This is a genomic window from Alkalimarinus coralli, assembly GCF_023650515.1.
GTDB lineage: Bacteria > Pseudomonadota > Gammaproteobacteria > Pseudomonadales > Oleiphilaceae > Alkalimarinus > Alkalimarinus coralli.
On sequence record NZ_CP096016.1, the window covers coordinates 1,099,862 to 1,122,251 of the forward strand.

The window sequence follows — 22,390 nt, forward strand, 5'->3', positions numbered from 1 at the left end:
ATTTTCATCAGCGATTCTTTCATCCGCTACTACCTTGTCTGTTACTTTGTGTTAGTTGTGCAGGTAACGTAGTGGAGCAAGGTTAAAATATCAGGCTTTTATATCAACGATTTGCTGATCTATTCGGGTCTTTTTCATGTTGGGTTGCCCCTGGCGACAGGTTATCTCTTCAACAGTCAGCCCCAGTTCGGAAAAGCTTTCGCGTAAATTATGTGCTTCTTTATTAATTAACTGTAATGTATGCTGATTCTCTGCCCAAATCGTTGATGAAACTGTAGGCGGAGAAAGGTTAACCTGGATAAACATTGGACCAAGTTCTTCCAAGTCAAAGGTCAGTGACAGTTTCCATTTTGATTTCTTTTCAGACTCCTGCTTGTCACCACTTTTCTCCTTTTCCTGATCGATCCTTACTTGCACCGAATCTACTTGATTTTGAGGCGACAAGAAGGGGAGTTCTATCTGCCACGTTTGAATACTTGTCGTCTCTGAAGAGGCTGTTTGTGCTTGGTAAAGGCTATTCAACTGCTGAAACTGTATACGGTTTAATGCGCCTGCCAGTCGTTTAAGCAGGTCTCCAACCGATAACTCTTTTTCGGGCTGGCTTGCGGACTTTCCTCCGCCCAGTGCAGCAGGAAAGTTAAACGGACTAACTAACAAGCTAGGGTCAGGCTCAGCCATGAATTGGGGCGTGCGGCCTGATGGGGAGTGCTTGGCAGAGTATAAAGCACTAAGAGTGTCAATTAATTGACTAATGGTGGCCTTCAAGTCTCCTTGTGGAATCGCTGCTGCCGGACTTGAGAGCGTTGTTGGCATAGCGGCAGAAAGGCTTACGTTGCTGGTATTCGCCGTCGAAGTGCTAGCAGAAGGCAACGGCGAAGAAATGGCAGATTTGACCGCTTGGGTTAATGCCTGAGCCGTGGTGGGTTGCAAGCCTTGATTTTGTGCCAGGGTTTGAGACGCTGACTTGGCAGTATTGGCCAGGGTGTTCTCCATAAAGATACCAGACTGAGATAATGCTTGTTTCACTAACTGGCCAGAGTTAGGTTGCAAACCCGGGCTCTGGTTGGTGTTTGCTGAGCCTTGGGAGAAGTTTTCAGATTTTGGTAATAGCGTGGTTAGTTGGTTCAGCAGCGTCTTCAGTTGATTATTCTCAGCGCCAATAGCAGGCAAACTTTGCAGAAGTGCGCTAATGACTTTTCCAACCGGTTGCTGGTAGGGCAGAACCTTCGATAAGCCTGCAATGAGTGTCGCTGTATCACTGCTTGTTGGCTTGGGAAGGATGAGTTCGCCTTTGGCATTTACGCTAAGATTGATAACCTGGCCAGGTTGTAACTGAATGCTGGTCTTAACTGCAAGTCGTTCTCCGCCGATTTCAAGTGTGACATTAAAGCTGTTTTGTGCAGTTCGTGCTGAAACAACATTGATCACTTCTAATACCTTGGCCTGTAAGGCCTGGCCGACTTTTATGTTGATGCTGTCAAGGTTTGTCGCTGGTTGAGCTGGTGCTGTAGATGTCTGGCTTGAGCTTGATGCGGCGTTTGCTCCCCCCGTTGGTCGGGGTGATGGCGTTTGTGGTGGCAGCGTTACATCGGCTTTTCTGTTGTTTGGCGCATCTATCGACATGAAAATGTTGTGACCTCGTTTCTACTGTTCCAGCCGGTGATCTACAACCTTAACGAGTTGTAATCTTTGCCCCAAATTAACGTGAGTTAAGTCAAGGGATTTGTTTAAATCCTTACTATATAATAGGCTCGCGTTAACCATTAGGGAAGTTTATTCCATTTGTGTATACTGTGCGCCCCAAAAGGCTATTGGTGTTGCAAGCTGATTAGTCACACTGTTGTTGAAGGTTTTTAATGTCTGTTGTTTCACCTGCGTCTATTCATACTACCAGCCGAGAGTTATTGCGCGCTGAATCACTATTTTGTGAGCGTGATGAGCGGGTGTTATTTGAAGATTTGAGCTTCTCTATCAATGCCGGTGAAATCGTACAGGTAGAAGGCCCAAATGGCTCGGGCAAAACGACGCTTCTTAGAATTATGAGTGGCTTGTCGGGCGCTTACGAAGGCAGCATGTTCTGGAAAGGCGAACCGATCGCCTCAACCCGAATCGACTTTCTATCAAACCTGCTATATCTCGGTCATAAGCCTGGTGTAAAGGCAATTTTGACCCCTGTTGAAAACTTAAGAGCATTAATGGGCATGCGGCAGAGTGTAACCGATCAAGACATTCACAACGCCCTGGAGAAAGTTGGGCTGTACGGTTATGAAGATGTGCCTTGCCATAATTTGTCAGCGGGTCAGCACAGACGCGTTGCGCTGGCTCGACTCTACTTATCCAACGATGAGCTTTGGATACTGGATGAAGCATTCACCGCAATCGATAAGAAGGGCGTAAAAGAACTTGAAGCGCTGTTGCAAGAGCGTGCTCAGAAAGGTGGCGCGGTGCTGCTAACGACTCATCACGAGCTTCAGCTTGAGCAAGGTTTTAGAAAACTGACGCTTGGCCAGAGGAAAGGGGTTCAGGCACCACTGTGTGACGGTGAACTACCCGTTGGAGAGGTCGGATGAATACGCAAATTCAAGCGACAATGGCGCCTTCTGTTTCCCATATATTTATCACCGTATTGAAAAGAGATTTGACTCTCTCTTACCGTCGGCGGCAAGACCTTGTTAACCCCATGATTTTTTTTGTTATTGTGGTTAGCTTGTTTCCTCTTGGTGTCAGCCCTGAAAAGTCATTCTTGCAAGAAGCGGGGGCCGGGGTAGTTTGGGTTGCTGCGTTACTGGCGACACTGCTATCACTGGATAGCCTGTTTAGATCAGACTTTGAAGATGGCTCTTTAGAGCAGATTATCCTGACACCTCAACCTTTGTTCATTATGGTATTGGCAAAAATATTTGCCCACTGGTTAGTTACGGGTGTTCCGCTGCTTATTTTATCGCCAATGTTAGGCGTTATGATGCATCTTGAATTTGAAACCATAAAAGTATTAATGCTGACATTGTTGCTGGGAACGCCGGTACTTAGTCTTGTTGGTGCTATTGGTGCCGCACTAACAGTTGGGTTAAGGGTTGGGGGTGTGTTAATTTCGCTGCTTATTCTGCCGCTATACATACCTGTGTTAATTTTTGGCACCGGGACAGTTCAGGCGGCGGCAAATATGTTGCCTATTGATGGGTATATTGCGCTGATGGGGGCGATTTTCGCGCTGTCATTAACGATGTCGCCAATAGCGACGGCTGCGGCACTAAGAATTAGCCTGTCGAATTAATTGATACAGATGTTGTGCCCGGTTATTCGGCAATAGATACGATTTTTAATTTAAAGTACGAGAAATAATAGATGTGGACTTTTTTTCACAAACTAGGCTCCCCTAAATGGTTTTATGATATTTCCGGTAAATGGCTGCCCTGGTTCGCTGTAGCGTCGGCCATTCTGCTTGTTGTCGGCAGTATATGGGCACTTGCCTTCGCACCAGCAGACTATCAACAAGGGAATAGCTTTCGGATTATTTATATCCATGTACCCTCGGCCATTCTTGCTCAGTCATGCTTTATGATGATGGCCATTGCTGGTGCTATTGGTTTGATTTGGAAAATGAAACTTGCCGATATGTTCGTTAAAGCCGCAGCACCAATAGGAGCGTCTTTCACATTTATGGCGCTGCTAACAGGCGCTGTTTGGGGTAAGCCAACCTGGGGAACCTGGTGGGTGTGGGATGCACGACTCACATCAATGTTAATATTGCTGTTTTTATATTTTGGTATTATGGCACTGCAGTCTGCGATAGAAGACGCTGCTACAGCCGCTAAAGCGAGTGCCGTTCTGGCGCTGGTTGGTATGGTCAATATTCCGATAATCAAGTATTCAGTAGAGTGGTGGAACACGCTCCACCAGCCAGCCACGTTCAAGTTGACTGAAAAGCCAGCAATGCCAGCTGAAATGTGGATTCCTCTATTAGTGATGATGATTGGTTTTTATTGTTTTTTCGCAACGGTCATTTTGCTTCGCACCAGAAATGAGATTCTCGAGCGTGAGCGTCGAACGAACTGGGTTAAGAAGTTGGTGTCTAAAGGAGCTGCTTTATGAACTTCGAAAATTTCTCTGATTTTTTGGCCATGGGGGGGCATGGACTATACGTCTGGCTATCCTACGGCGTTGCGATGTTGATTTTTGTCGCCAATGTCATATTACCGATGAGAAAGAAAAAAGATATTGTTAAGAAACATGTGCAAAGGCTTAAGCGGGAGAAAGTGGCTCAATGAACCCAAAACGTAAACAACGATTAATCTTGGTGCTGTTTCTAGTCTTTGGATTTGCTTCAGTTGTCGGTCTGGTTTTATTTGCTTTGCAAGAGAATATAAACCTTTTCTATAACCCCACACAGATTGCAAATGGCGAAGCCCCTGAAGGTGCTCGAATAAGAGCAGGCGGAATGGTTGTTGATGGAAGTATCAAGAGGGACGAGTCAAGCTTGCTGGTTAAGTTTGAGTTAACCGATTTTAATGCCAGCATTCCGGTTTCTTATACTGGCATTCTGCCAGACCTATTTAGAGAGGGGCAGGGTATTGTTGCAATGGGAAATGTCGATGCAAATGGTATTTTCCAGGCTGATGAAGTTCTGGCAAAACATGATGAGAATTATATGCCGCCTGAAGTGCAGGATGCCTTGGATAAGTCAGGCAAAACGGCAGATGGACAAGATGTAAAATCGTACACTGAAAAACAGACTTATTAATGATTTAAACAGTTGTCTTTCCCCGGTGATATTGAAGAAAGCACAACGCTAATAACAGGAAACACATATGTTACCCGAGCTAGGCCATTTTGCGTTAATACTCGCATTTGCCATTGCCATTATTCAGGCATTTGTTCCGCTTGTCGGCACCCTTACAAAAAGTGAGCTGTGGATGGGGTTTGCACGCCCCATGGCGACTGGTCAGTTTGTATTCTTGATGCTTAGTTTTATATGTTTGGGCTATGCCTTTGTCACTGATGACTTTTCTGTGCAATATGTTGCAGCCCACTCAAACTCTCACCTACCTTATTACTTTAAGCTGAGCGCGGTATGGGGAGGGCATGAAGGGTCACTACTTTTATGGGCCTTGATTCTGGCTGGCTGGAGCTTTGCCGTTGCAGTATTTAGTCGTGACCTGCCTCAGGATATGGTTGCACGGGTGCTCTCTATCATGGGGATGATCAGTGTTGGTTTCACGCTTTTTATCTTGGCGACGTCTAATCCATTTAATCGTTACTTGCCCGAATTTCCTCAAGAGGGGGCAGATTTAAACCCGTTGCTACAGGATATCGGCTTAATTCTCCATCCGCCGATGCTGTATATGGGGTATGTTGGATTCTCCGTTGCATTTGCGTTTGCATTAGCTGCATTAATGAGCGGCCGTCTTGATGCGGCTTGGGCGCGCTGGTCTCGCCCCTGGACAACGGTTGCCTGGGCGTTTTTAACGTTAGGTATTGCGCTTGGTAGCTGGTGGGCGTACTACGAACTTGGTTGGGGCGGCTGGTGGTTCTGGGATCCGGTTGAAAACGCTTCGTTTATGCCGTGGTTAGTGGGCACTGCGTTAATGCACTCATTAGCAGTTACCGAAAAACGTGGAGTGTTTAAGAGCTGGACTGTGCTGTTGGCAATTATCGCGTTCTCATTGAGCCTTTTAGGTACATTTCTAGTCCGCTCAGGGGTTTTGACCTCCGTGCATGCTTTCGCCTCTGATCCAGCTCGCGGGGCATTTATATTGGGGCTGCTTGCAGTGACACTGGTTGGTGCATTAACGCTGTATGCTGTCAGAGCGCCCGCAGTCAGCAGCAGGGCATCGCACACCTTGCTTTCAAGAGAAACATTCTTACTGTTGAACAATGTTTTCCTGATGGTTGCGACCGTTACCGTATTTCTGGGCACGTTGTATCCGCTGTTAATGGACTTTATTGGCGCTGGCAAACTGTCTGTTGGCGCGCCTTATTTTAATAAGCTCTTTGTTCCTATAGTGTCTGTTTTGGTCGCGGTTATGGGAGTCGGGATCGTCAGCCGCTGGAAGGATACCAAACTCGACCACTTGGTTAAGCAACTGTGGTTGGCCGCCATACTGAGCACTGGGTTGGCATTGTTATTTCCATTTATGTCAGCCTATATGTTTGCATCTACCGGTGAGTTTAACGCGTCCGTATTTCTTGGAATTTGGATAGCCTCTTGGTTAACAGCGGTAACGCTTAAAGATGTATGGAACAAGTCCTCATCCAAACAAGGACGCATGAAAGGGTTGTCCAAGCTTGGGCGCTCATACACTGGCATGGTACTCGGTCATCTAGGGGTGGCTGCAAGTATTATCGGCATCTGTCTGGTATCAAACTATGAGGAAGAGAGAGACTTGAGGTTAGCTCCTGGCGACTCGGTAGTAGTGGCTGGGTATGAATTCAGGTTTGAGCAGCTTACCCATAAAATCGGCCCAAATTATGAGGCAGACCAAGCAATCATTTCGGTATGGTCTGATGGTGACAGCATCGCAACGCTATCGCCTGAAAAGCGCGTGTATAACGCTCAACGTAGTATGATGACAGAGGCAGCTATTGATCCTGGACTCTTTAGAGATCTGTACGTTGCCATGGGTGAGCCTCTGGATGGAGATGCTTGGGCCATTCGGGTTCATTATAAGCCTTTCGTTCGCTGGATGTGGCTAGGTGCACTCATGATGGCGGCAGGGGGATTCATTGCTGTCAGTGACAGACGATATCGCATACGCAAGAAACAACCTGTAGCAGAAGCCGCACTTGCCGGGGGGATCAATAACAAGGTCGATGGCGATCCACGAACGGCATAGTAAAGAGCAAAAAGCCTCATTAGAGAACTTTAAAAGGTATAGACACTAATATGAAACGAGCACTACTATTTCTTCCACTCGTTCTTGCGGCGATTATCGGTGTGATTTTGTTTTGGGGGTTGAGCAATGACCCGACCAAGCTTGAGTCCGCCAGAATAGATGATCCCTTACCATCTTTCACGCTACCCAGTCTTCAGGATCCTGGTAAATTTCTCTCTCAAGAAGACTTGAAGGGAAAGGTGTCCCTTCTTAACGTGTGGGCCACATGGTGTCCATCATGCCGAGTAGAGCACCCGTATCTGTTGAAAATTGCCAAGGAGTATGGGGTACCTGTAATAGGTTTGAATTACAAAGATGAAAGGGATGCAGCAAAAGCCTGGTTGATTAAGCTGGATGACCCTTATACGTTCAATATTTATGATGAAAAGGGCAAGCTGGGTCTGGATCTTGGGGTATACGGTGCACCTGAAACATATATCGTTGATAGCCAGGGTATCGTGCGCTATCGGCACGTTGGGGTGGTTGACGATCAGGTGTGGAAAAAAATCCTTGAGCCGCGAGTTAAGCAGTACTCAAACGAAGGGTAATGGTTAAGTTGAAGAGAGCTAAATTTATGAAAAAGCTTATATTGTCGCTGTGTCTGCTGCTATCAATGAGCGCTATAGCAGATGAAGGGGCTGATACGCTTGAATTCAAAAGTGATGAACAGCGTTCACAATATCAGCGACTCACTGAAGAGCTGCGTTGCCCCAAGTGCCAAAACCAAAATATTGCCGACTCAAATGCACCGATTGCCAAAGACTTGCGTAACGAAGTTCATCGTATGATCTTAGAGGGTGATAACGAAGAGCAGATTGTAGATTTTATGGTTGAGCGCTATGGCAACTTTGTTGTCTATAAACCCAAATTTGATACGACCACTTATCTTCTTTGGTTAGGTCCTGCCTGTATAGCTATGCTCGGCCTTGTTATTGTTGTGATAAGTGCACGAAAAAAGCGTCGGGCGAGTGATACGGAAGGTTCAGCGCTTTCGCAGGAAGAAAAAAACCAGTTAAGTAATATATTGTCTGAAGACGAGAAGTAGTCAATGAGTGATTTTTGGTTCGTGTCGGTTGTTTTGGTTGTTCTTACGTTTGGGTTTGTGTTGTACCCGGTGATTAAGGCTTATCGCAAGAAAGGCAGCAACAATGAGGATGCCGGGCTTGATAGGCGTTCACAAAACATTGCCTTTTTTAAGGATAGGTTAGAGGAAATCTCTGCGGAAAAACGGGCCGGCAATTTATCTGAGTCTCAATACCAGCAGCTTAAAGGCGAACTTGAAGCAGGACTTATTTCAGATGTCGATGGGCTAAGCCACGACGAGAATAGTCGCGCTAAAACGGTAACGATCACACCTGTTGTATGGGGCGTTACTGGTTTACTGCTGCTTTCTATTCCGATCGTGAGTTATGCGCTGTATGCTAAATGGGGTTCACTAGACGGGGTTGCTCAGTACCGGGAGTGGGGTAATTCAGTTCCTGCTGTTAGCGAGGGAATGCCGCAGAAAAACATCGAAGAGTTGCTCACAGCTTTAAGGGATAAACTTGAGGCAAACCCGGATAACCCCGACGGTTGGTTTATGTTGGCACGTTCAAGCATGAATCTTGAAAAGTATGAGCAAGCATCATACGCGTTCATGCGAATGGCTGAATTGCTAGAAAAAGAGCAGCAAGACCCATCTGCAATCTATGGTTTGGCGGCTCAAGCCAAATTTTTCGCTGAACAGGGACAGATGTCAGATCAAGTAAAAAGCATATTGGATAAGGCGTTTGCTATTAACCCGGATGAAACAAATGGCTTGGGGTTATTGGGCATTGCAGCGTTTGAAAGTGGGCGCTATGAAGATGCAATAAAACACTGGGCGCGTATTCTTGAAGTTGAGCCAGATAACCCGAGTAGAGATGCTATTGTTGCCGGGATCAATAAAGCGCGCTCAGCAATGGGGCTTCCTGCCCAGCCTGATCGGTATCAGAGCCCAGAAAGCGAACAATTGCAGGGCCAGAAAAAAGCTACAGAGCAAAATAGTGGCGTTGAGGATGCGGGGGCGGTAGTTAACGTGTTGGTTGAGTTGGATTCTGGTTTCGCAGGGCAAGTTTCCCCTGACGATACGATTTTTATTTTTGCTAGAGCTGTCGATGGGCCTCCAATGCCACTTGCAGCAAGCCGCCAAACGGTTGCGGACTTACCGGTTCAGGTTAGCCTGAATGATGCGATGGCAATGGGGCCAATGGCTAAGCTCTCATCGGTAAAAGAAGTTAGCATTGTTGCAAGGGTCTCCAAGAGCGGGCAGCCCGGCGCTATGCCCGGAGATCTTCAGGGAATCGTGTCACCGGTGAAAGTGGGAGGCGGTGAAGTGGTTAAGATTCTTATTGATGAGAAAGTTAAGTAGCGGAGTTATGTTGGCGGTCACACAGATTAGTGTGACCGTTTGAACCCATTTATATTTATAGGTGGGGGCGAGGTTGTATAGACCGGAGACATAGGTTACACCCTATATGAGCTGGTTAATGTCCGAACTGCTGCGACAAATCCATTTACTTCTTCTGAGCATCAAACGTCTGTCCGGTAACACCAACGCTGTCTTTCCCCATTAAATACAAATACGTGCTCATAATATCCTCGGGTAGAGGGTTATGAATAGGGTTCTCAGCTGGAAAAGCATGCGCCCTCATATTTGTGCGTGTCGCACCCGGGTTGATGCTGTTAACACGAATATCGTGATGTTCGTCATCAAGCTCGTCTGCAAGCACTTGCATCAGACCCTCGACTCCAAACTTGGACACTGAGTATGCTCCCCAATAAGCCCTGCCTTTTCTTCCTACGCTGGAGGAGGTGAAAATAACCGAAGCATCATCAGATTCTCTAAGCAGAGAAATTAATGCCTGAGTCATCATAAAAGGGGCATTCAGGTTCACTTGCATTAGCTTTAGCCATTCGTCTACATCGTATTGCTCAATGGGGGTAATACTGCCGAGCAGTGCGGCGTTATGCAGTATGCCGTCAAGGCGACCAAACTCTTTCTCAATGGTTGCAGCCATATCGTCATAATCTTTTGCGACTGCGCCCTCCAGATTCATAGGATAAATTGCTGCCTGCGGGTAACCCGCTGCTTCAATTTCATCATATACGTCTTCAAGCTTTTTTATCGTTCGGCCCAGAAGAATAACTGTTGCGCCATGAGCCGCGAAAGTTTTAGCTGCTGCCTGGCCGATGCCAGCTCCCGCGCCTGTTACCAGAATTACTTTCCCTTTTAAAAGGTCTTTTGGGGCTTTATAGTCTTGCATAATTGTTTAACCTGTTATCGTTAGCTGATTGCTTCAAACCATGCAGAGAGTTCGTTCCCGTGATCGATAATGAGGTCTGCGTTCCAATCATCGACTCGTTCAGGGGTATCGATGTATCCATAGCGAGCAGCGATAGTTGTCATTCCTGCTCGTCGTCCCGCCTCTATGTCGCGCTCATGATCACCTACATATAAGGATTTGTCGGGTGAACACTTGAGCTTTTCGCAAGCAAGAAACAATGGTTCTGGATGAGGTTTAGTGTTCTCTACATCATCAGGACAGATGGTTACACTGCAGCGCTGATCGAGATTTAGTTTTTCCAACAGGGGCAGGGTAAAGCGTGATGGCTTATTCGTTACAATGCCCCAAGGTATAGATTTTTCTTCCAGCTGTTTTAAAAATAGATCTATACCCGGAAAAAAGACAGTTTCGTCGGCTATCGAGCTTTCGTAAAGTGCCAGCAACTCGGTGTGCTTATCTGTAAACGCTTTGTCATCCTGGTCGAGGTCGAAGGCTAGCTTAATTAACGCCCGAGCACCATTTGATACTGTCGCCCGAATCAAATCAGGCTCCAGAGTACTCATGTTGTGTCTTAGGCGTTGTTGGTTTACAACCCGGATAAAGTCGGGAGCGGTATCTAAGAGTGTCCCGTCCAGGTCAAACAAAACTGCTTGAGGAATGAAGTTTAGCGCCACTGTTTCTACCTGTTATTCAGCGATGTATAAGGGGTTAACTCGGCTTTACCGCATACATTAAATAATTTACATCTACATCACGACCGAGTTTGTATCGCTTGGTTATCGGGTTATATGTCATCCCGGTGATGTCATTTAGCTCAAAGCCCGCATCTCGTACGAAGCCGGCCAACTCTGATGGACGGATAAACTTTTTAAATTCGTGAGTGCCCTTAGGCAACATTTTTAGAATATGTTCCGCACCGACGATAGCAAATAGAAAGGACTTCGGGTTGCGGTTAAGCGTTGATAGAAAGAGTTTTCCACCGGGCTTTAGCAGCTGAAAACAGGCTTTGATAACAGATGCGGGTTCAGGAACATGTTCCAGCATTTCCAGGCAGCTGACGACATCGTATGTACCAGCTTCCTGGCTGGCAAGCTCTTCAACCGTGATCTGTCTGTAGTTTACACTGACCCCGGACTCAAGTCCGTGTAATCGAGCGACAGCCAAGGGGGCCTCCCCCATATCTATACCATCAACATGAGCGCCGCGTTGAGATAAGCCTTCTGACAAAATGCCTCCGCCACAGCCAACATCTAATACTTTTTTGCCGGGCAGGTTGGCGCGCTCATCAATATAGTTAACACGTAGTGGGTTGATATCGTGTAACGGCTTGAACTCACTTTCTCTATCCCACCAGCGGCTGGCTAACGCTTCAAATTTTGCGATTTCGTTACTGTCTACGTTTCTGTATGCTGAGTTGCTCATGGTGATCTAACCTTAATACGTGTTAATTTTTGCTGCGACTGTAATGCGATATAGCTCGGTTAATTGGCCGCATCAGCCGCTTTAATTTTTTCTGCCCATTTTCTCACCCGCTCCGTTAAATGCAGCGTGTCTATCATCGAAAGCTGGCGGTTGTTCATATGTATCTCCCCACCAATCCAACTGTGAGTCACTTGATGGCTATTGGTGGCGTACACGATGTGAGATAAAGGGTCATAAACAGGCTGGCAATCGATAGAGCCAAGATCGACCGCGATAATATCGGCCAGTTTACCGACCTCCAGCGAGCCTATTTTGTCCTCTAGCCCCATTGATTTAGCGCCATTAATTGTTGCCATTTCTAATGCTTGGTGCGCATTAACCGCTGAGGCATCGCTGGAAACAGCTTTGCCTATTAATGCGGCTGTTTTCATCTCTCCAAGCAGGTCAAGGTCATTATTGCTGGCGGCACCATCAGTGCCCAACGCAACATTGATACCTGATTTTAATAACTTATCAACCGGAGAAAAGCCACTGGCTAGTTTCAAGTTGGACTCAGGACAGTGAATAACATGGGCTTTGCTTTCGGCCAGCAGGGCAATATCGTCATCATTGAGCTGAGTCATATGCACACACTGCAAGGAAGGCGATAGCAACCCTAAGTTGGCGAGCCGTTGTAGCGGTCTCATACCTGTTTTTTCTATTGACTCCTGAACCTCGAAAGCCGTTTCATGCAAATGAATTTGTATCTGGGCATTAAGTTGCTCTGCCAGTGTTGCAATCTGCTTCAAAGGCGCATCTGAAACAGTGTAGGGTGCGTGAGGCCCAAAGGCGACAGTTACATAATCACTGTTTCGGTATTGGTTAAACAGTTCAATTCCCTTGTGGATGTAGTCATCTGCGTTTTGAGCCCAGGCAGTAGGAAAATCTAACACTGGAAAGCATATCTGGGTACGTATTTTGTGTTCCGTTGCAACTTTGGCACTGATATTGGGGAAAAAGTACATATCGCTGTAACAGGTTGTACCACTTCTTATCATTTCTGCGATGGCCAACAAGGTGCCATCAGCAACAAAATCTTCATTAACCCACTTCGCTTCGGCGGGCCAGATGTGGTCGTTCAACCACTCCATCAGAGGAAGGTCATCAGCCAGCCCCCTGAATAGGCTCATCGCACTATGGCCGTGGGCGTTTATCAGGCCTGGCAGAACCGCATGGGTGTTTAGTTCGAATGTCTCATTGGCAGTGTATTTTGCAGCGGCATTTTCGCAGGGAAGTATATCTATTATTTTGTGCCCGGATATGACCAGACTGTGGTTTTCAAGAACCGTGTTCCGAGGGGTCACAGGAATCACCCAACGGGCGTTTATTATGGTGTCTACTGATTGATTATTAAGCATAAAAACTGTGAGGGGCATCCGGTTACATTTTTAATCAGTATACCTTGAATGAGGGTATCTGTCTTATGGCTTTAAGACAGATTTTTGTTCAGCACAAGAATTAGGTTTGTTTTTGTATTAATCGTTCTATTACCGCGCTATTCCCCGTAAACTACGCTCAGCCAAATGTATTAGCAGTTGTAGAGGTGTTTGATGAGTCCCGGTGTTGAAGCGATAAGGTGGCAGGATGGTCGGCTAGAGTTGCTGGATCAACGTGTGTTGCCTGGTCAGGAGTTGTACATTCCATGCCACACTTCAAGTGAAGTAGCAGACGCCATAATACAGATGGTTGTTAGAGGGGCACCGGCTATTGGTGTTTGCGCCGCCTATGGTGTGGTATTGGCCGGCAGTGCTGCTTATACACTTCATCAGGACAAATGGAAGGAACATGTTGCCACAGCGATAGCAGAGCTTGCCAATTCGCGCCCAACGGCGGTAAATCTGTTTTGGGCGCTAGACCGAATGGAAAAGTTAATTGTTACGCTGCCTGATAGCGAGAACCCATTTGAGGCGTTAAATAGTGAGTCGAAGAAAATCCACCTTGAAGATATTGCCGCAAACAAGAAGATGGGGAAGTTAGGCGCTGAACTAATGGCGGAGTCCGCTTCCCCGTTTGCCGTCCTAACTCACTGCAATACAGGCTCGCTTGCAACAGGTGGTTTTGGCACCGCGTTAGGTGTCATAAGGCAGGGATGGAATGAAGGTATTATAAACCATGTTTATGCCGATGAGACTCGGCCTTGGCTTCAAGGGGCTCGCCTAACGGCATGGGAGCTTGAGAGGGAGGGCATCCCGGTTTCATTAAATGCAGACTCAGCAGCCGCTCATATTATGAAGCAGGGGGATGTGAAGTGGGTTGTAGTCGGGGCTGATAGAATAACCGCTAATGGCGATGTAGCAAATAAAATAGGAACCTATAGCCTGGCGGTTCTGGCTCGCTTTCATGGTATTAAATTTATGGTTGTTGCGCCTTCCAGTACAGTAGACTTATCGCTGACCTCAGGGGACTTAATTCCTATTGAAGAGAGAGCGGGAGAAGAGGTTACGTGTATAAAGGAGTACCAATTGGCACCGGACAATGTAGGTGCATTTAACCCTGTTTTTGATGTTACGCCCGCCGACCTGATCGATGCGATAGTGACAGAGCAGGGCGTGGTGCTAAAACCTACTACGGAAAAAATGAACGCGTTATTAGGCTGAAAACAACATAGACGAGTGTAGTTAATGAATATATTGAATGAAGATGAGCAAACCCAAAGCGCAATCGAGATTAAGCCCAAAGGCAAAATGCAAAAAGTAGCACTATACGCCGCCTATATCAGCTATATACTAGCGGCAATCAGTGGTATTTTTTTGTACATTAAGACGCAGGAATTAGGTGGAACCGACCCGATTACGGCAAGTTTTTTAGCCTCATTTTTCTTTTTTATCTTTACTGGCTTTTCATTAATGATTATGGCTAAGGCAAATCTGCCCAGCCTCAAATTTGACCAGCCTGAACATAAAAAACCTAAATAGTATTTGTGCTGACCTGTTTGTTAAAAGAGCCTTAAGTACGGGCTCTTTTACTTTTCTTGCCGCTTGTTTTTAGATGACTTTTTGCTGTTATCTGGTTTCTTTTTGTTTGGCTTATCCTCACTCTCTTCAAATTCGACATTCTCCTGTTCTGCTATGAAGTGCAGAGACATATCAAATGCTTTTTGAGTGAACTCCAGCACTTTTCGGTAGCCATCGTCGGATAGCTTTCTGGCCTCATCATGAGCACGGAATATATTGATAAACTGTCGCTCTCTCTCATATTGAAGAGGCAGTCGTCCAAGCCCCCAGTCGCTTAAAATTTTCCATATTTCCGGGTTATAGGTGCGAGTATATTTGATGATGAAGGGAATAGGGTCGTTACGCGCCAGTAGCGCAGAAAGTCTTAAAATGAGCTCAAAAGAGAGGGTTGCTGTACCGTTTTCTGCTGCCTCAAGAATTGACTTGTCTTTAAGGTTAAGGGCTTCGTTGACCTCGGATATGGTAAGGCCTGCTACCTCTCGTAAGTCTTTTAGAGATTGGCCCGCTGCCAGCATTAACTTTAGTTGGTCTTGAGAGTGTATAAGTGCTTTGCCTACCTTGAAGGATGTCTGAGTCGTGCGCTTGGCAAACTTAAATGCTGAAGAGGTAAGCCCGCTGAGCCTGTCGATAAGGGTCTCATCATCGATCTCATCGTCTATAATAGGCTCTCGTCTGGTTCGGCTTTCTTGCTTGCTTTTTATTGCCTCATCTTCCGAATCATCTTCGCTGTTTCCTGTGCCCTCATCAGGTGTGGGTTTATACGCTTGATCAGGAATACTGGCACCATGATCGACTTCTTCTGAGTCGTTGAAAGAGTCTTCCAGAAACTCTTCAAGCGCATTATGCTTTTCATGGTTATCCTGTTTCATGAGCTTTAATCCTTTTAATGACCAGTTGTGTGGATTGACATGTCGAAATCGAAAGAAGCCTGTGACTACTGGTTAGTTTAGCCTGTAAGATGGGAGTGTGGGTAGGTTAGGGTGTCAATTTGCTCCCGAGCTACATTTGATGGATGTAATTATCTATCATGCACTCGCTCGGGAGCCGTCGTATTATTGAAGAGCGTGTTACCTAAGTGTATAACTTACGTTTTCGCCACTGTTTGCAACGCGCTGGTTGAATTCTATTAAATCCAGTATGACCTCAGCGCTCTCTTTTGCTATGAAATCAAGCTCTTTATCTTTTTCAGGGTTGGCGGCTAGTTGGTCATCGTGCTCTTCTTTTTCCTCTATTGATTTAAATGGCTTCTCGCCCTTTATTGCACGGCTTTTGTTGACCAGTTCAAGTTGCTTTTGATCAAGCTCGGTCTTCAATTTAGTTCTTTCTGCTTCATTGAGTGACAGCGTTGTGGCTGCTCGTCTTTCATTTAAAAATTCGATCTGTTCGAGCAGTAACTTATACTCTTCGGTCGCGTTAAAGCGCTGCTCATGTCGCGCTTTCAGCTGGCTGAGAACATCCGAGGTTGAGGTATATTTGGTATGTTCGACTGGGTCAATAGCATCCCATGGTAGCGCCTCTGGTAGTGCATCTTCACCAATTTCAGTCTTATCGATGGTCGAGGGTAACTCTATATCGGGTATAACACCTTTATGCTGTGTACTTGCGCCGGATACTCGATAAAATTTCGCTTGGGTTATTTTTATTTGGCCGTGGTTGAGTGAACGAACAGACTGAACCGTGCCTTTGCCGAACGTTTGGCTACCCATAACGACTCCGCGGCCGTAATCCTGAATGGCGCCAGCAAAAATTTCAGAGGCTGAAGCGCTCATTCTATTCACCAAAACAACTAATGGCCCGCCGTATACCAGCTCGGGGTCTGGGTCTTTTAATACGTCAACGCCACGGCTATTTCTAATTTGCACTGTTGGGCCTTCTTCAATGAATAGGCCTGTCAGCATGTTTGCTTCCTGAAGTGACCCGCCGCCGTTGTTGCGCAGGTCGACCACCAAGCCGTCAATTCCTTCTTGCTCAAGCTCCTTAAGAAGTTTTTTAACATCGCGGGTGGTGCTTTTGTAGTTTGGATCACCCTCCTGCATGGCTTTAAAGTCAGCATAGAAGGCCGGGATCTCAATAATTCCAATACGATGTTTTTGGCCGTTCTTCTCAACTTCCATCACCTGGCTTTGTGCGGCTTGCTCTTCAAGCTTAACCTTGTCCCGTACGATATTAATGATCTTGGTCTGGTTTTCGTCTTTGTTACCGGCTGGGATAACTTCTAACCGAACAATAGAGTGCTTGGGGCCTCTGATCAGGTCGACAACCTCATCAAGCCTCCAACCGACAACATCTACAATTTCACCTTCTTTACCCTGGCCGACGCCCACAATACGATCCGCAGGTCGCAGCTGACCTTGCTTATCAGCAGGTCCGGCCGGTACCATCCGAAGTACTTTAGTGTACTCATTGTCACTTTGTAACACTGCACCAATCCCTTCCAGAGAGAGGCTCATGTTGATATTGAAGTTTTCTGATGTGCGAGGTGAAAAATAGGTTGTATGAGGGTCGTAAACACCGGTAAATGCATTCATGTAGGCTTGGAATGCATCTTCACTTCGGGTTTGTAAGACCCTGTTTAATTGGCTTTCGTATCGGGTTTTTAAGGTTTTTAATATTTCTTTGTCTGTTTTACCGCTTAATTTTAATGAAAGTACTGCACTTTTGAGTCGTTTTCGCCATAGGTCGTCCATCTCTTCCTTGGTGGTTAGCCATGGGCTGTCTTTACGATCTGTTAGCAGTGATTCGTTCTTTTCAAAATCGAGTTTGTCTATGCCTGTATCCAGCATGGTTAAAAGATACCTGAGACGCTCTATTACCCGCTGCTCATAGGTGTTGTAGATGTTGAAGCCTGGCGAAAGTTGGCCTGTTTTTAGTGCTCCATCCAAACGGAAACGGTAGGGCTCAAAACTTTCTATATCGCTGGCGAGAAAGTAAATGCGCTGACTGTCTAAACTATCTAAGTACTTATTGAATATGCGCTCAGACAGGTTTCGGTCAATCGGCTGCTTGCGGTAGTGAGATAGCAGTAGTTGCCTGGAGACATGAATACTGGCTGCCTGTTGCTCTTTATCGGGCATTAGAGGCTGGAAGTCATCGGTGTTTGTTGCCAACGCAAAAGCAGAACCGCTGGTCAGCAATGAGGTAAATGCCAATGCGCTAACTAGAAAAGTGGTACGTAAGCTATGTGAAGGGAAAAAGCGGTAATCTGTCTTTTTTGTCATCATAATAATTATTTGGTATCACGCATTGTAAATGATCTTAATGACCCTGAGGGCTAACAAGAATTGTTTCATCATATCTCGTTAATGAGGTCAAACGTTGGGATTTCAACGATAGGCGAGCGCCTTAGCTCTGCGGTGAATGATCCCATTAAAATAGTGGTTATGTCGATTGTAGGGTACATGGCCCCCGCTGACTAGCGTATTTGGGATTAATTATTGTTAATTCGTGTTGGGTTTCGTAGCCAGAATGGAAAATCGCTTAATAAGCGCAGGAGTGCTAAGCAGGCGGCTGATCAACTCCCAGTGTGGATTGTTGATCAGCCGCATGTAGCGATGGATAGCGACTTGGTCGTGCTATACAGAAGCAGTGGCTTAGAAAAGCCTAGCTGTAATGGCTTAGAACATCTCGTTCTTTTCGGCCTTATCTACCAGTAATGTAGGCGGTGAAAAGCGCGAACCGTGCTCATTGGATAGTGCCTGCGCACGGCGATTAAAGGCTTGAATGCCATACTGGTTAATGTACTGAATGGCCCCGCCAGTCCATGGAGCATATCCGATGCCAAAGATACTGCCGATATTCGCGTCTTTGACCGATGTGAGCACCTTTTCTTCAATGCATCGCACTGTTTCTATTGATTGGATAAACAAAAACCGATCAATTAGATCCTGTAGGTTTGCATTAACAGCCTTTTCCTTGTTTACGAATAGGCGATCAAGCTCAGGCCACAAATACTTCTTGCCTTTGTCCGGGTATTGATAAAAACCTTCTCCTGCTGCTTTCCCTTTTCGCTGATGGGTGTCTAGCATTGTATCGATCACCGCCTCGGCAGGGTGAGCATCCCAATGGCCGCCTGCGGATTCTACGTCATGCTTGGATTGGTCTCTGATATGCCTGACCAATGTTAAACTAACCTCGTCTATTAGCGCTAGCGGGCCAACGGGCATTCCTGCCAGTTGAGCTGCGTTCTCTATCGAGGCAGGGCTATATCCTTCCCCTAACATGGCGATGCCTTCGTTGACGAAGGTGCCGAATACGCGAGAGGTAAAAAAGCCCCGGCTATCATTTACGACGATGGGGGTTTTGTTAATCTGCAGGACAAAATCAAAAGCTTTGGCCAGTGTTTCATCAGACGTTTTGTCCCCGGTAATAATTTCTACCAGCTGCATTTTGTCTACTGGGGAGAAAAAATGGAGACCGATATAGTTTTCAGGTTTTGCAGAAGCCTCGGCTAATTGGCTTATTGGAATGGTTGAAGTATTTGACGCAAATATACCACCATCGGCCAGCTTAGGCTCTGCTTCAGCGGTCACGTTGGCTTTAAGCTTGCTATCTTCAAATACTGCTTCGATAATCAGGTCACAACCAGCAAGGTCGTCCGCTTTATCGGTTGCTAAAATGCGATCAAGAATTTGCTGCTTTTTCTCAGCACTCATCCGTTTACGTGACACACGTTTTGATAGCAGGGTATCGGAATATTGTTTTCCTTTTTCGGCCTGCTCTTCTGAAATGTCTTTTAATACGACATCAATGCCGCTAATAGCAGCAGCATAGGCTATTCCGGCGCCCATCATACCGGCTCCCAGCACGCCCAATTTTTTGATCGTGCTTTTTTCAATACTGTTCGGGCGACTGGCTCCAGCTTTTATTTCATTGAGTTGAAACCAAAATGTGCCGATCATATTTTTACTGATTTGACCGGTGACCAGCTCGGTAAAATAGCGAGCCTCAATAGCCTGTGCCGTATCAAAGTCTACTTGGGAGCCTTCAACCGTCGCTGACATTATGGCCTCTGGGGCGGGGTAGCACCCCTTGGTTTTGTTCCTTAGCATCGCAGGGGCGATAGCCAGCATTTGGGCAACCTTTGGGTTTGATGGCGTTCCGCCTGGAATTTTGAACCCTTTTATATCCCAAGGTTGCTTTGATTTTGGATGGTCCAGTATCCAGTTTTTGGCCTTGGTCATCATTTCGTCGACATCATCTGCCAGTGCGTCAACTAACCCTGCCTTCAGCGCATCTTCGGCTTTGAGTTTTTTTCCTTCGATTAAATAGGGCAGTGCTTTCTCAAGCCCCAGTAAGCGAATCGTTCTTACTATTCCGCCTCCTCCAGGGAGCAATCCAAGAGTGACTTCAGGCAGACCGATTTGAACTGACTTTTCATTGAGGGCTATACGGTGGTGACAGGCAAGGCAGATTTCCCAGCCTCCACCTAATGCGGCACCATTGATGGCAGCAACAACCGGGATGCCCAGTGTTTCGATGGTTCTCATATGTTGTTTCAGCGCTTGAACCATAAGGAAAAATGGTTCTGCTTGATCGGGGCCAACGCTGATGAGTTCATTCAGGTCTCCCCCAGCAAAAAATGTTTTTTTAGCTGAGGTGATGATAACTCCTTTGAGTGAATCAACCTCTTGTGTCACCCGCTCTGCAGTAGTTTGCAATGCGCTTCTGAATTCAGCATTCATGGTATTGGCTGATTGGCCCGGCATGTCAATAGTAAGTACTAATATGCCGTCACTGTCTTTTTCGTATCGTATGGCTGTCATGGCGTTTCTCGCTAAATAAGGTTCCGGGTTGAGCTTATTGGTGGATATTGTTTTTTGAGATACAGTGCCGACTATATGCGCTCGATTATGGTTGCAATGCCCATTCCGCCGCCAACACATAAGGTAGCAAGTCCATATCTCTTTTGGCGCCTTTCCAGCTCATCTAATAACGTACCCAGTATCATTGCGCCGGTCGCACCGAGTGGGTGACCCATAGCTATAGCCCCTCCATTAACATTCACTTTTTCGTCTGGAACGTTAAGCTCTTTTTGGAAGCGCATGACGACTGCGGCAAAGGCTTCGTTTACTTCAAACAGGTCAATGTCATCTATTGCTAACCCGGCTTTAGCCAGCGCTTTTCGGGCTGCAGGGGCAGGCCCGGTTAACATTATTGTCGGGTCTGTACTGGTGACAGCGGTTGAGACAACGCGCGCACGAGGTGTTAAATTCAAGGCTTGTCCTTTGGCTTCACTTCCAAGCAATATTGCGGATGATCCGTCAACAATCCCTGATGAATTACCAGGAGTATGCACGTGGTTTATCTGCTCGATGTAGTGATATTTTTTTGCTGCGACGCTATCAAACCCCATCGACCCCATCATTTCAAACGAGGGCTTAAGCTGGCCAAGCGCATCAGCCGTGGTATTAGGGCGTATAAACTCATCACGATCGAGGATTGTCACACCATTTTGATCGCAAACAGGCAGTACTGAATGATTGAAATAGCCTTGCTCCTGAGCGTAAGCGGCTTTCTTTTGGCTGTTTAGCGCAAACTGGTCTACATCTTCTCTACTGAAACCGTCTATGGTGGCGATTAAGTCTGCGCCGATCCCCTGTGGCATGAAACCTGTGGCCAAGTTGGTAGCTGGATCCATTGCCCAAGCTCCGCCATCAGACCCCATTGGTACGCGCGACATTGACTCTACGCCACCGGCAACCACGAGATCTTCCCAGCCAGAACGTATTTTCATTGCGGCTAGATTGACTGCTTCTAGCCCTGATGCACAAAATCGATTCAGCGTCACACCGGCGACATTTTCATGCCAGCCCGCGACCAGTGCGGCGGTTTTTGCGATATCGGCTCCCTGGTCACCGATTGCTGTGACACAGCCCATTACGATATCGTCAATCTGTGAGGTATCCAGATCGTTTCTCGATTGAAGTTGAGACAAAACTGACGAGAGCAAGGTGATAGGCTTCACTTCATGCAAAGAGCCGTCTTTCTTTCCTTTACCTCGTGGTGTGCGAATAGCGTCGTAGATAAATGCTTCGTTTGTCATAATTGTTTGCTCTTGGTTTGCGCTGGTGTTTTAGTATGCGCTGTTATCTATGTGCGCGCTGCTATCTATTCGGAGCGACTTGTTATCCTCCATCGCGTTATTGTTACTCTCTTGCCTGAACCACTGGTGTCAGCGTTGAGAACAATGTTGTAGCTCTACCTTAGAGTAGCGAGAAACCAGAAAAAATGGCGATTGTTGACAAAAACGTTAGCGAAAAGCGTCATTGAAATGATCTATTGCGATTTATCCATTTGAAAATCCAAGCAAATTAACTACTTTTATAGTTGACGGATTTATTTTTTCATATTTTTTATAGATTCATATCAGAGCCGCTGTTGCAAAAGCGTTTTAGCTATAACAATCAGGATGTGGGTATATTTATGTCAATTTTGGATAATATTCAGAACTACTATGAGCCTTTGGTTATCGAGACTCTGGCTGAGTTAAGGGGGGATAAATCCTATAGCGATGACTTTTTAGTGGACGTTGTTTGTGTGGCGTTGAACCATCTTCCTCCACGGTATATAAGACATGAAGTCGATATGATCTATTATTTGTCTCCGGTTGAAGCAAAAGAAATGAGAGATAAAGTAAAAAAAGCCGTTGAAGACGCCCTGGATTACGTTGATAAAGGTCAGAGAGAGTAGGTAAAACCAAGTCAGTTAAACCTGATTCAGTTAAACCTGATTCAGTTAAACGCTAATTCAGCTAAGCAGGTAAACCGGGCGTGATATGCCGGCTTACCTTGTCGTTTTA

Annotated in this window: 21 protein-coding genes; 12 read left to right on the forward strand and 9 right to left on the reverse strand. The window is 46.3% G+C overall.

Annotated features, from left to right (window positions below; genetic code table 11):
• Nucleotides 1–90 precede the first annotated feature (90 nt).
• Nucleotides 91–1,623, reverse strand: a complete 1,533-nt coding sequence (gene fliK / locus MY523_RS04890) for a flagellar hook-length control protein FliK (RefSeq protein WP_250657688.1) — start codon at nucleotides 1,621–1,623, stop codon at nucleotides 91–93.
• A gap of 233 nt (nucleotides 1,624–1,856) precedes the next feature.
• On the opposite strand from fliK, the gene ccmA reads away from it, so the two are divergent.
• From ccmA to ccmI, 9 genes are all read left to right on the forward strand, one after another.
• Nucleotides 1,857–2,570, forward strand: coding sequence for a cytochrome c biogenesis heme-transporting ATPase CcmA (ccmA, locus tag MY523_RS04895; protein WP_250657689.1), 714 nt, complete (start codon nucleotides 1,857–1,859; stop codon nucleotides 2,568–2,570).
• Complete coding sequence (gene ccmB / locus MY523_RS04900; RefSeq protein ID WP_370301366.1) at nucleotides 2,567–3,274, forward strand: heme exporter protein CcmB; 708 nt, start codon at nucleotides 2,567–2,569, stop codon at nucleotides 3,272–3,274. Before ccmA ends, ccmB begins: the two co-directional genes overlap by 4 nt.
• Before the next feature lie 71 nt (nucleotides 3,275–3,345).
• On the forward strand, nucleotides 3,346–4,092 hold the full coding sequence (locus MY523_RS04905; RefSeq protein ID WP_250657690.1) for a heme ABC transporter permease: 747 nt from the start codon (nucleotides 3,346–3,348) through the stop codon (nucleotides 4,090–4,092).
• Nucleotides 4,089–4,268: a heme exporter protein CcmD gene (gene ccmD / locus MY523_RS04910; protein WP_250657691.1), complete on the forward strand. Its 180-nt coding sequence runs from the start codon at nucleotides 4,089–4,091 to the stop codon at nucleotides 4,266–4,268. Before MY523_RS04905 ends, ccmD begins: the two co-directional genes overlap by 4 nt.
• Entirely contained in the window at nucleotides 4,265–4,741 is a 477-nt protein-coding gene (gene ccmE / locus MY523_RS04915) for a cytochrome c maturation protein CcmE (protein ID WP_250657692.1), read from the forward strand. Before ccmD ends, ccmE begins: the two co-directional genes overlap by 4 nt.
• 67 nt (nucleotides 4,742–4,808) lie before the next feature.
• Nucleotides 4,809–6,833 (forward strand): heme lyase CcmF/NrfE family subunit, encoded by a 2,025-nt coding sequence (locus MY523_RS04920; protein WP_250657693.1) that lies wholly within the window; start codon nucleotides 4,809–4,811, stop codon nucleotides 6,831–6,833.
• A 50-nt stretch (nucleotides 6,834–6,883) separates the two neighbouring features.
• Nucleotides 6,884–7,420: a DsbE family thiol:disulfide interchange protein gene (locus tag MY523_RS04925; RefSeq protein WP_250657694.1), complete on the forward strand. Its 537-nt coding sequence runs from the start codon at nucleotides 6,884–6,886 to the stop codon at nucleotides 7,418–7,420.
• 26 nt (nucleotides 7,421–7,446) lie between these two features.
• A complete protein-coding gene (locus MY523_RS04930) occupies nucleotides 7,447–7,917 on the forward strand; it encodes a cytochrome c-type biogenesis protein (RefSeq protein WP_250657695.1) in 471 nt (156 codons plus the stop codon).
• A 3-nt stretch (nucleotides 7,918–7,920) separates the two neighbouring features.
• The gene (ccmI, locus tag MY523_RS04935) at nucleotides 7,921–9,261 is read left to right on the forward strand and encodes a c-type cytochrome biogenesis protein CcmI (RefSeq protein WP_250657696.1); all 1,341 of its coding nucleotides are present in this window, start codon (nucleotides 7,921–7,923) and stop codon (nucleotides 9,259–9,261) included.
• Nucleotides 9,262–9,406: 145 nt separating this feature from the next.
• Here the strand turns inward: ccmI and MY523_RS04940 are convergent, their stop codons facing one another.
• From MY523_RS04940 to MY523_RS04955, 4 genes are read right to left on the reverse strand one after another with little or no spacing between them, the layout of a single operon-like run.
• Entirely contained in the window at nucleotides 9,407–10,156 is a 750-nt protein-coding gene (locus tag MY523_RS04940) for a YciK family oxidoreductase (RefSeq protein ID WP_250657697.1), read from the reverse strand.
• 20 nt (nucleotides 10,157–10,176) lie between these two features.
• Entirely contained in the window at nucleotides 10,177–10,851 is a 675-nt protein-coding gene (locus MY523_RS04945; protein ID WP_250657698.1) for an HAD-IA family hydrolase, read from the reverse strand.
• 34 nt (nucleotides 10,852–10,885) lie between these two features.
• Nucleotides 10,886–11,599, reverse strand: coding sequence for a bifunctional 2-polyprenyl-6-hydroxyphenol methylase/3-demethylubiquinol 3-O-methyltransferase UbiG (gene ubiG, locus MY523_RS04950; protein ID WP_250657699.1), 714 nt, complete (start codon nucleotides 11,597–11,599; stop codon nucleotides 10,886–10,888).
• Nucleotides 11,600–11,658: 59 nt separating this feature from the next.
• Nucleotides 11,659–13,014 (reverse strand): TRZ/ATZ family hydrolase, encoded by a 1,356-nt coding sequence (locus MY523_RS04955; protein ID WP_338021736.1) that lies wholly within the window; start codon nucleotides 13,012–13,014, stop codon nucleotides 11,659–11,661.
• Nucleotides 13,015–13,188: 174 nt separating this feature from the next.
• On the opposite strand from MY523_RS04955, the gene mtnA reads away from it, so the two are divergent.
• Together mtnA and MY523_RS04965 are read left to right on the forward strand one after the other, a co-directional pair.
• Nucleotides 13,189–14,235 carry an S-methyl-5-thioribose-1-phosphate isomerase gene (gene mtnA / locus MY523_RS04960; RefSeq protein WP_250657701.1) on the forward strand — a complete coding sequence of 349 codons (1,047 nt, stop codon included), beginning with the start codon at nucleotides 13,189–13,191 and terminating at the stop codon, nucleotides 14,233–14,235.
• A 24-nt stretch (nucleotides 14,236–14,259) separates the two neighbouring features.
• Nucleotides 14,260–14,553 carry a hypothetical protein gene (locus MY523_RS04965; RefSeq protein ID WP_250657702.1) on the forward strand — a complete coding sequence of 98 codons (294 nt, stop codon included), beginning with the start codon at nucleotides 14,260–14,262 and terminating at the stop codon, nucleotides 14,551–14,553.
• A 47-nt stretch (nucleotides 14,554–14,600) separates the two neighbouring features.
• On the opposite strand, the gene MY523_RS04970 is transcribed toward MY523_RS04965, so the two are convergent.
• The 4 genes from MY523_RS04970 to MY523_RS04985 form a co-directional block, all read right to left on the reverse strand.
• The gene (locus tag MY523_RS04970; protein ID WP_250657703.1) at nucleotides 14,601–15,461 is read right to left on the reverse strand and encodes a helix-turn-helix domain-containing protein; all 861 of its coding nucleotides are present in this window, start codon (nucleotides 15,459–15,461) and stop codon (nucleotides 14,601–14,603) included.
• 198 nt (nucleotides 15,462–15,659) lie between these two features.
• The gene (locus tag MY523_RS04975) at nucleotides 15,660–17,813 is read right to left on the reverse strand and encodes a carboxy terminal-processing peptidase (protein ID WP_250657704.1); all 2,154 of its coding nucleotides are present in this window, start codon (nucleotides 17,811–17,813) and stop codon (nucleotides 15,660–15,662) included.
• A 393-nt stretch (nucleotides 17,814–18,206) separates the two neighbouring features.
• Nucleotides 18,207–20,354 (reverse strand): 3-hydroxyacyl-CoA dehydrogenase NAD-binding domain-containing protein, encoded by a 2,148-nt coding sequence (locus MY523_RS04980; protein WP_250657705.1) that lies wholly within the window; start codon nucleotides 20,352–20,354, stop codon nucleotides 18,207–18,209.
• A 71-nt stretch (nucleotides 20,355–20,425) separates the two neighbouring features.
• On the reverse strand, nucleotides 20,426–21,634 hold the full coding sequence (locus tag MY523_RS04985; RefSeq protein ID WP_250657706.1) for an acetyl-CoA C-acetyltransferase: 1,209 nt from the start codon (nucleotides 21,632–21,634) through the stop codon (nucleotides 20,426–20,428).
• A gap of 380 nt (nucleotides 21,635–22,014) precedes the next feature.
• Between MY523_RS04985 and MY523_RS04990 the strand changes: the two genes are divergently transcribed.
• Nucleotides 22,015–22,281 (forward strand): late competence development ComFB family protein, encoded by a 267-nt coding sequence (locus tag MY523_RS04990; RefSeq protein ID WP_250657707.1) that lies wholly within the window; start codon nucleotides 22,015–22,017, stop codon nucleotides 22,279–22,281.
• The last annotated feature ends 109 nt before the right edge of the window (nucleotides 22,282–22,390 follow it).

What these genes read in the sequence shown, in the direction of transcription:
- MY523_RS04980 (WP_250657705.1), bottom strand. Translation starts at nt 20,354, where the DNA reads ATGACAGCCATACGATACGAAAAAGACAGTGACGGCATATTAGTACTT.
- ccmI (WP_250657696.1), top strand. Translation starts at nt 7,921, where the DNA reads ATGAGTGATTTTTGGTTCGTGTCGGTTGTTTTGGTTGTTCTTACGTTT.
- MY523_RS04940 (WP_250657697.1), bottom strand. Translation starts at nt 10,156, where the DNA reads ATGCAAGACTATAAAGCCCCAAAAGACCTTTTAAAAGGGAAAGTAATT.
- MY523_RS04970 (WP_250657703.1), bottom strand. Translation starts at nt 15,461, where the DNA reads ATGAAACAGGATAACCATGAAAAGCATAATGCGCTTGAAGAGTTTCTG.
- ubiG (WP_250657699.1), bottom strand. Translation starts at nt 11,599, where the DNA reads ATGAGCAACTCAGCATACAGAAACGTAGACAGTAACGAAATCGCAAAA.
- MY523_RS04905 (WP_250657690.1), top strand. Translation starts at nt 3,346, where the DNA reads ATGTGGACTTTTTTTCACAAACTAGGCTCCCCTAAATGGTTTTATGAT.
- mtnA (WP_250657701.1), top strand. Translation starts at nt 13,189, where the DNA reads ATGAGTCCCGGTGTTGAAGCGATAAGGTGGCAGGATGGTCGGCTAGAG.
- MY523_RS04990 (WP_250657707.1), top strand. Translation starts at nt 22,015, where the DNA reads ATGTCAATTTTGGATAATATTCAGAACTACTATGAGCCTTTGGTTATC.
- MY523_RS04925 (WP_250657694.1), top strand. Translation starts at nt 6,884, where the DNA reads ATGAAACGAGCACTACTATTTCTTCCACTCGTTCTTGCGGCGATTATC.
- ccmA (WP_250657689.1), top strand. Translation starts at nt 1,857, where the DNA reads ATGTCTGTTGTTTCACCTGCGTCTATTCATACTACCAGCCGAGAGTTA.
- ccmD (WP_250657691.1), top strand. Translation starts at nt 4,089, where the DNA reads ATGAACTTCGAAAATTTCTCTGATTTTTTGGCCATGGGGGGGCATGGA.
- MY523_RS04955 (WP_338021736.1), bottom strand. Translation starts at nt 13,014, where the DNA reads ATGCCCCTCACAGTTTTTATGCTTAATAATCAATCAGTAGACACCATA.
- MY523_RS04985 (WP_250657706.1), bottom strand. Translation starts at nt 21,634, where the DNA reads ATGACAAACGAAGCATTTATCTACGACGCTATTCGCACACCACGAGGT.
- MY523_RS04965 (WP_250657702.1), top strand. Translation starts at nt 14,260, where the DNA reads ATGAATATATTGAATGAAGATGAGCAAACCCAAAGCGCAATCGAGATT.
- MY523_RS04920 (WP_250657693.1), top strand. Translation starts at nt 4,809, where the DNA reads ATGTTACCCGAGCTAGGCCATTTTGCGTTAATACTCGCATTTGCCATT.
- fliK (WP_250657688.1), bottom strand. Translation starts at nt 1,623, where the DNA reads ATGTCGATAGATGCGCCAAACAACAGAAAAGCCGATGTAACGCTGCCA.
- MY523_RS04975 (WP_250657704.1), bottom strand. Translation starts at nt 17,813, where the DNA reads ATGATGACAAAAAAGACAGATTACCGCTTTTTCCCTTCACATAGCTTA.
- ccmE (WP_250657692.1), top strand. Translation starts at nt 4,265, where the DNA reads ATGAACCCAAAACGTAAACAACGATTAATCTTGGTGCTGTTTCTAGTC.
- ccmB (WP_370301366.1), top strand. Translation starts at nt 2,567, where the DNA reads ATGAATACGCAAATTCAAGCGACAATGGCGCCTTCTGTTTCCCATATA.
- MY523_RS04930 (WP_250657695.1), top strand. Translation starts at nt 7,447, where the DNA reads ATGAAAAAGCTTATATTGTCGCTGTGTCTGCTGCTATCAATGAGCGCT.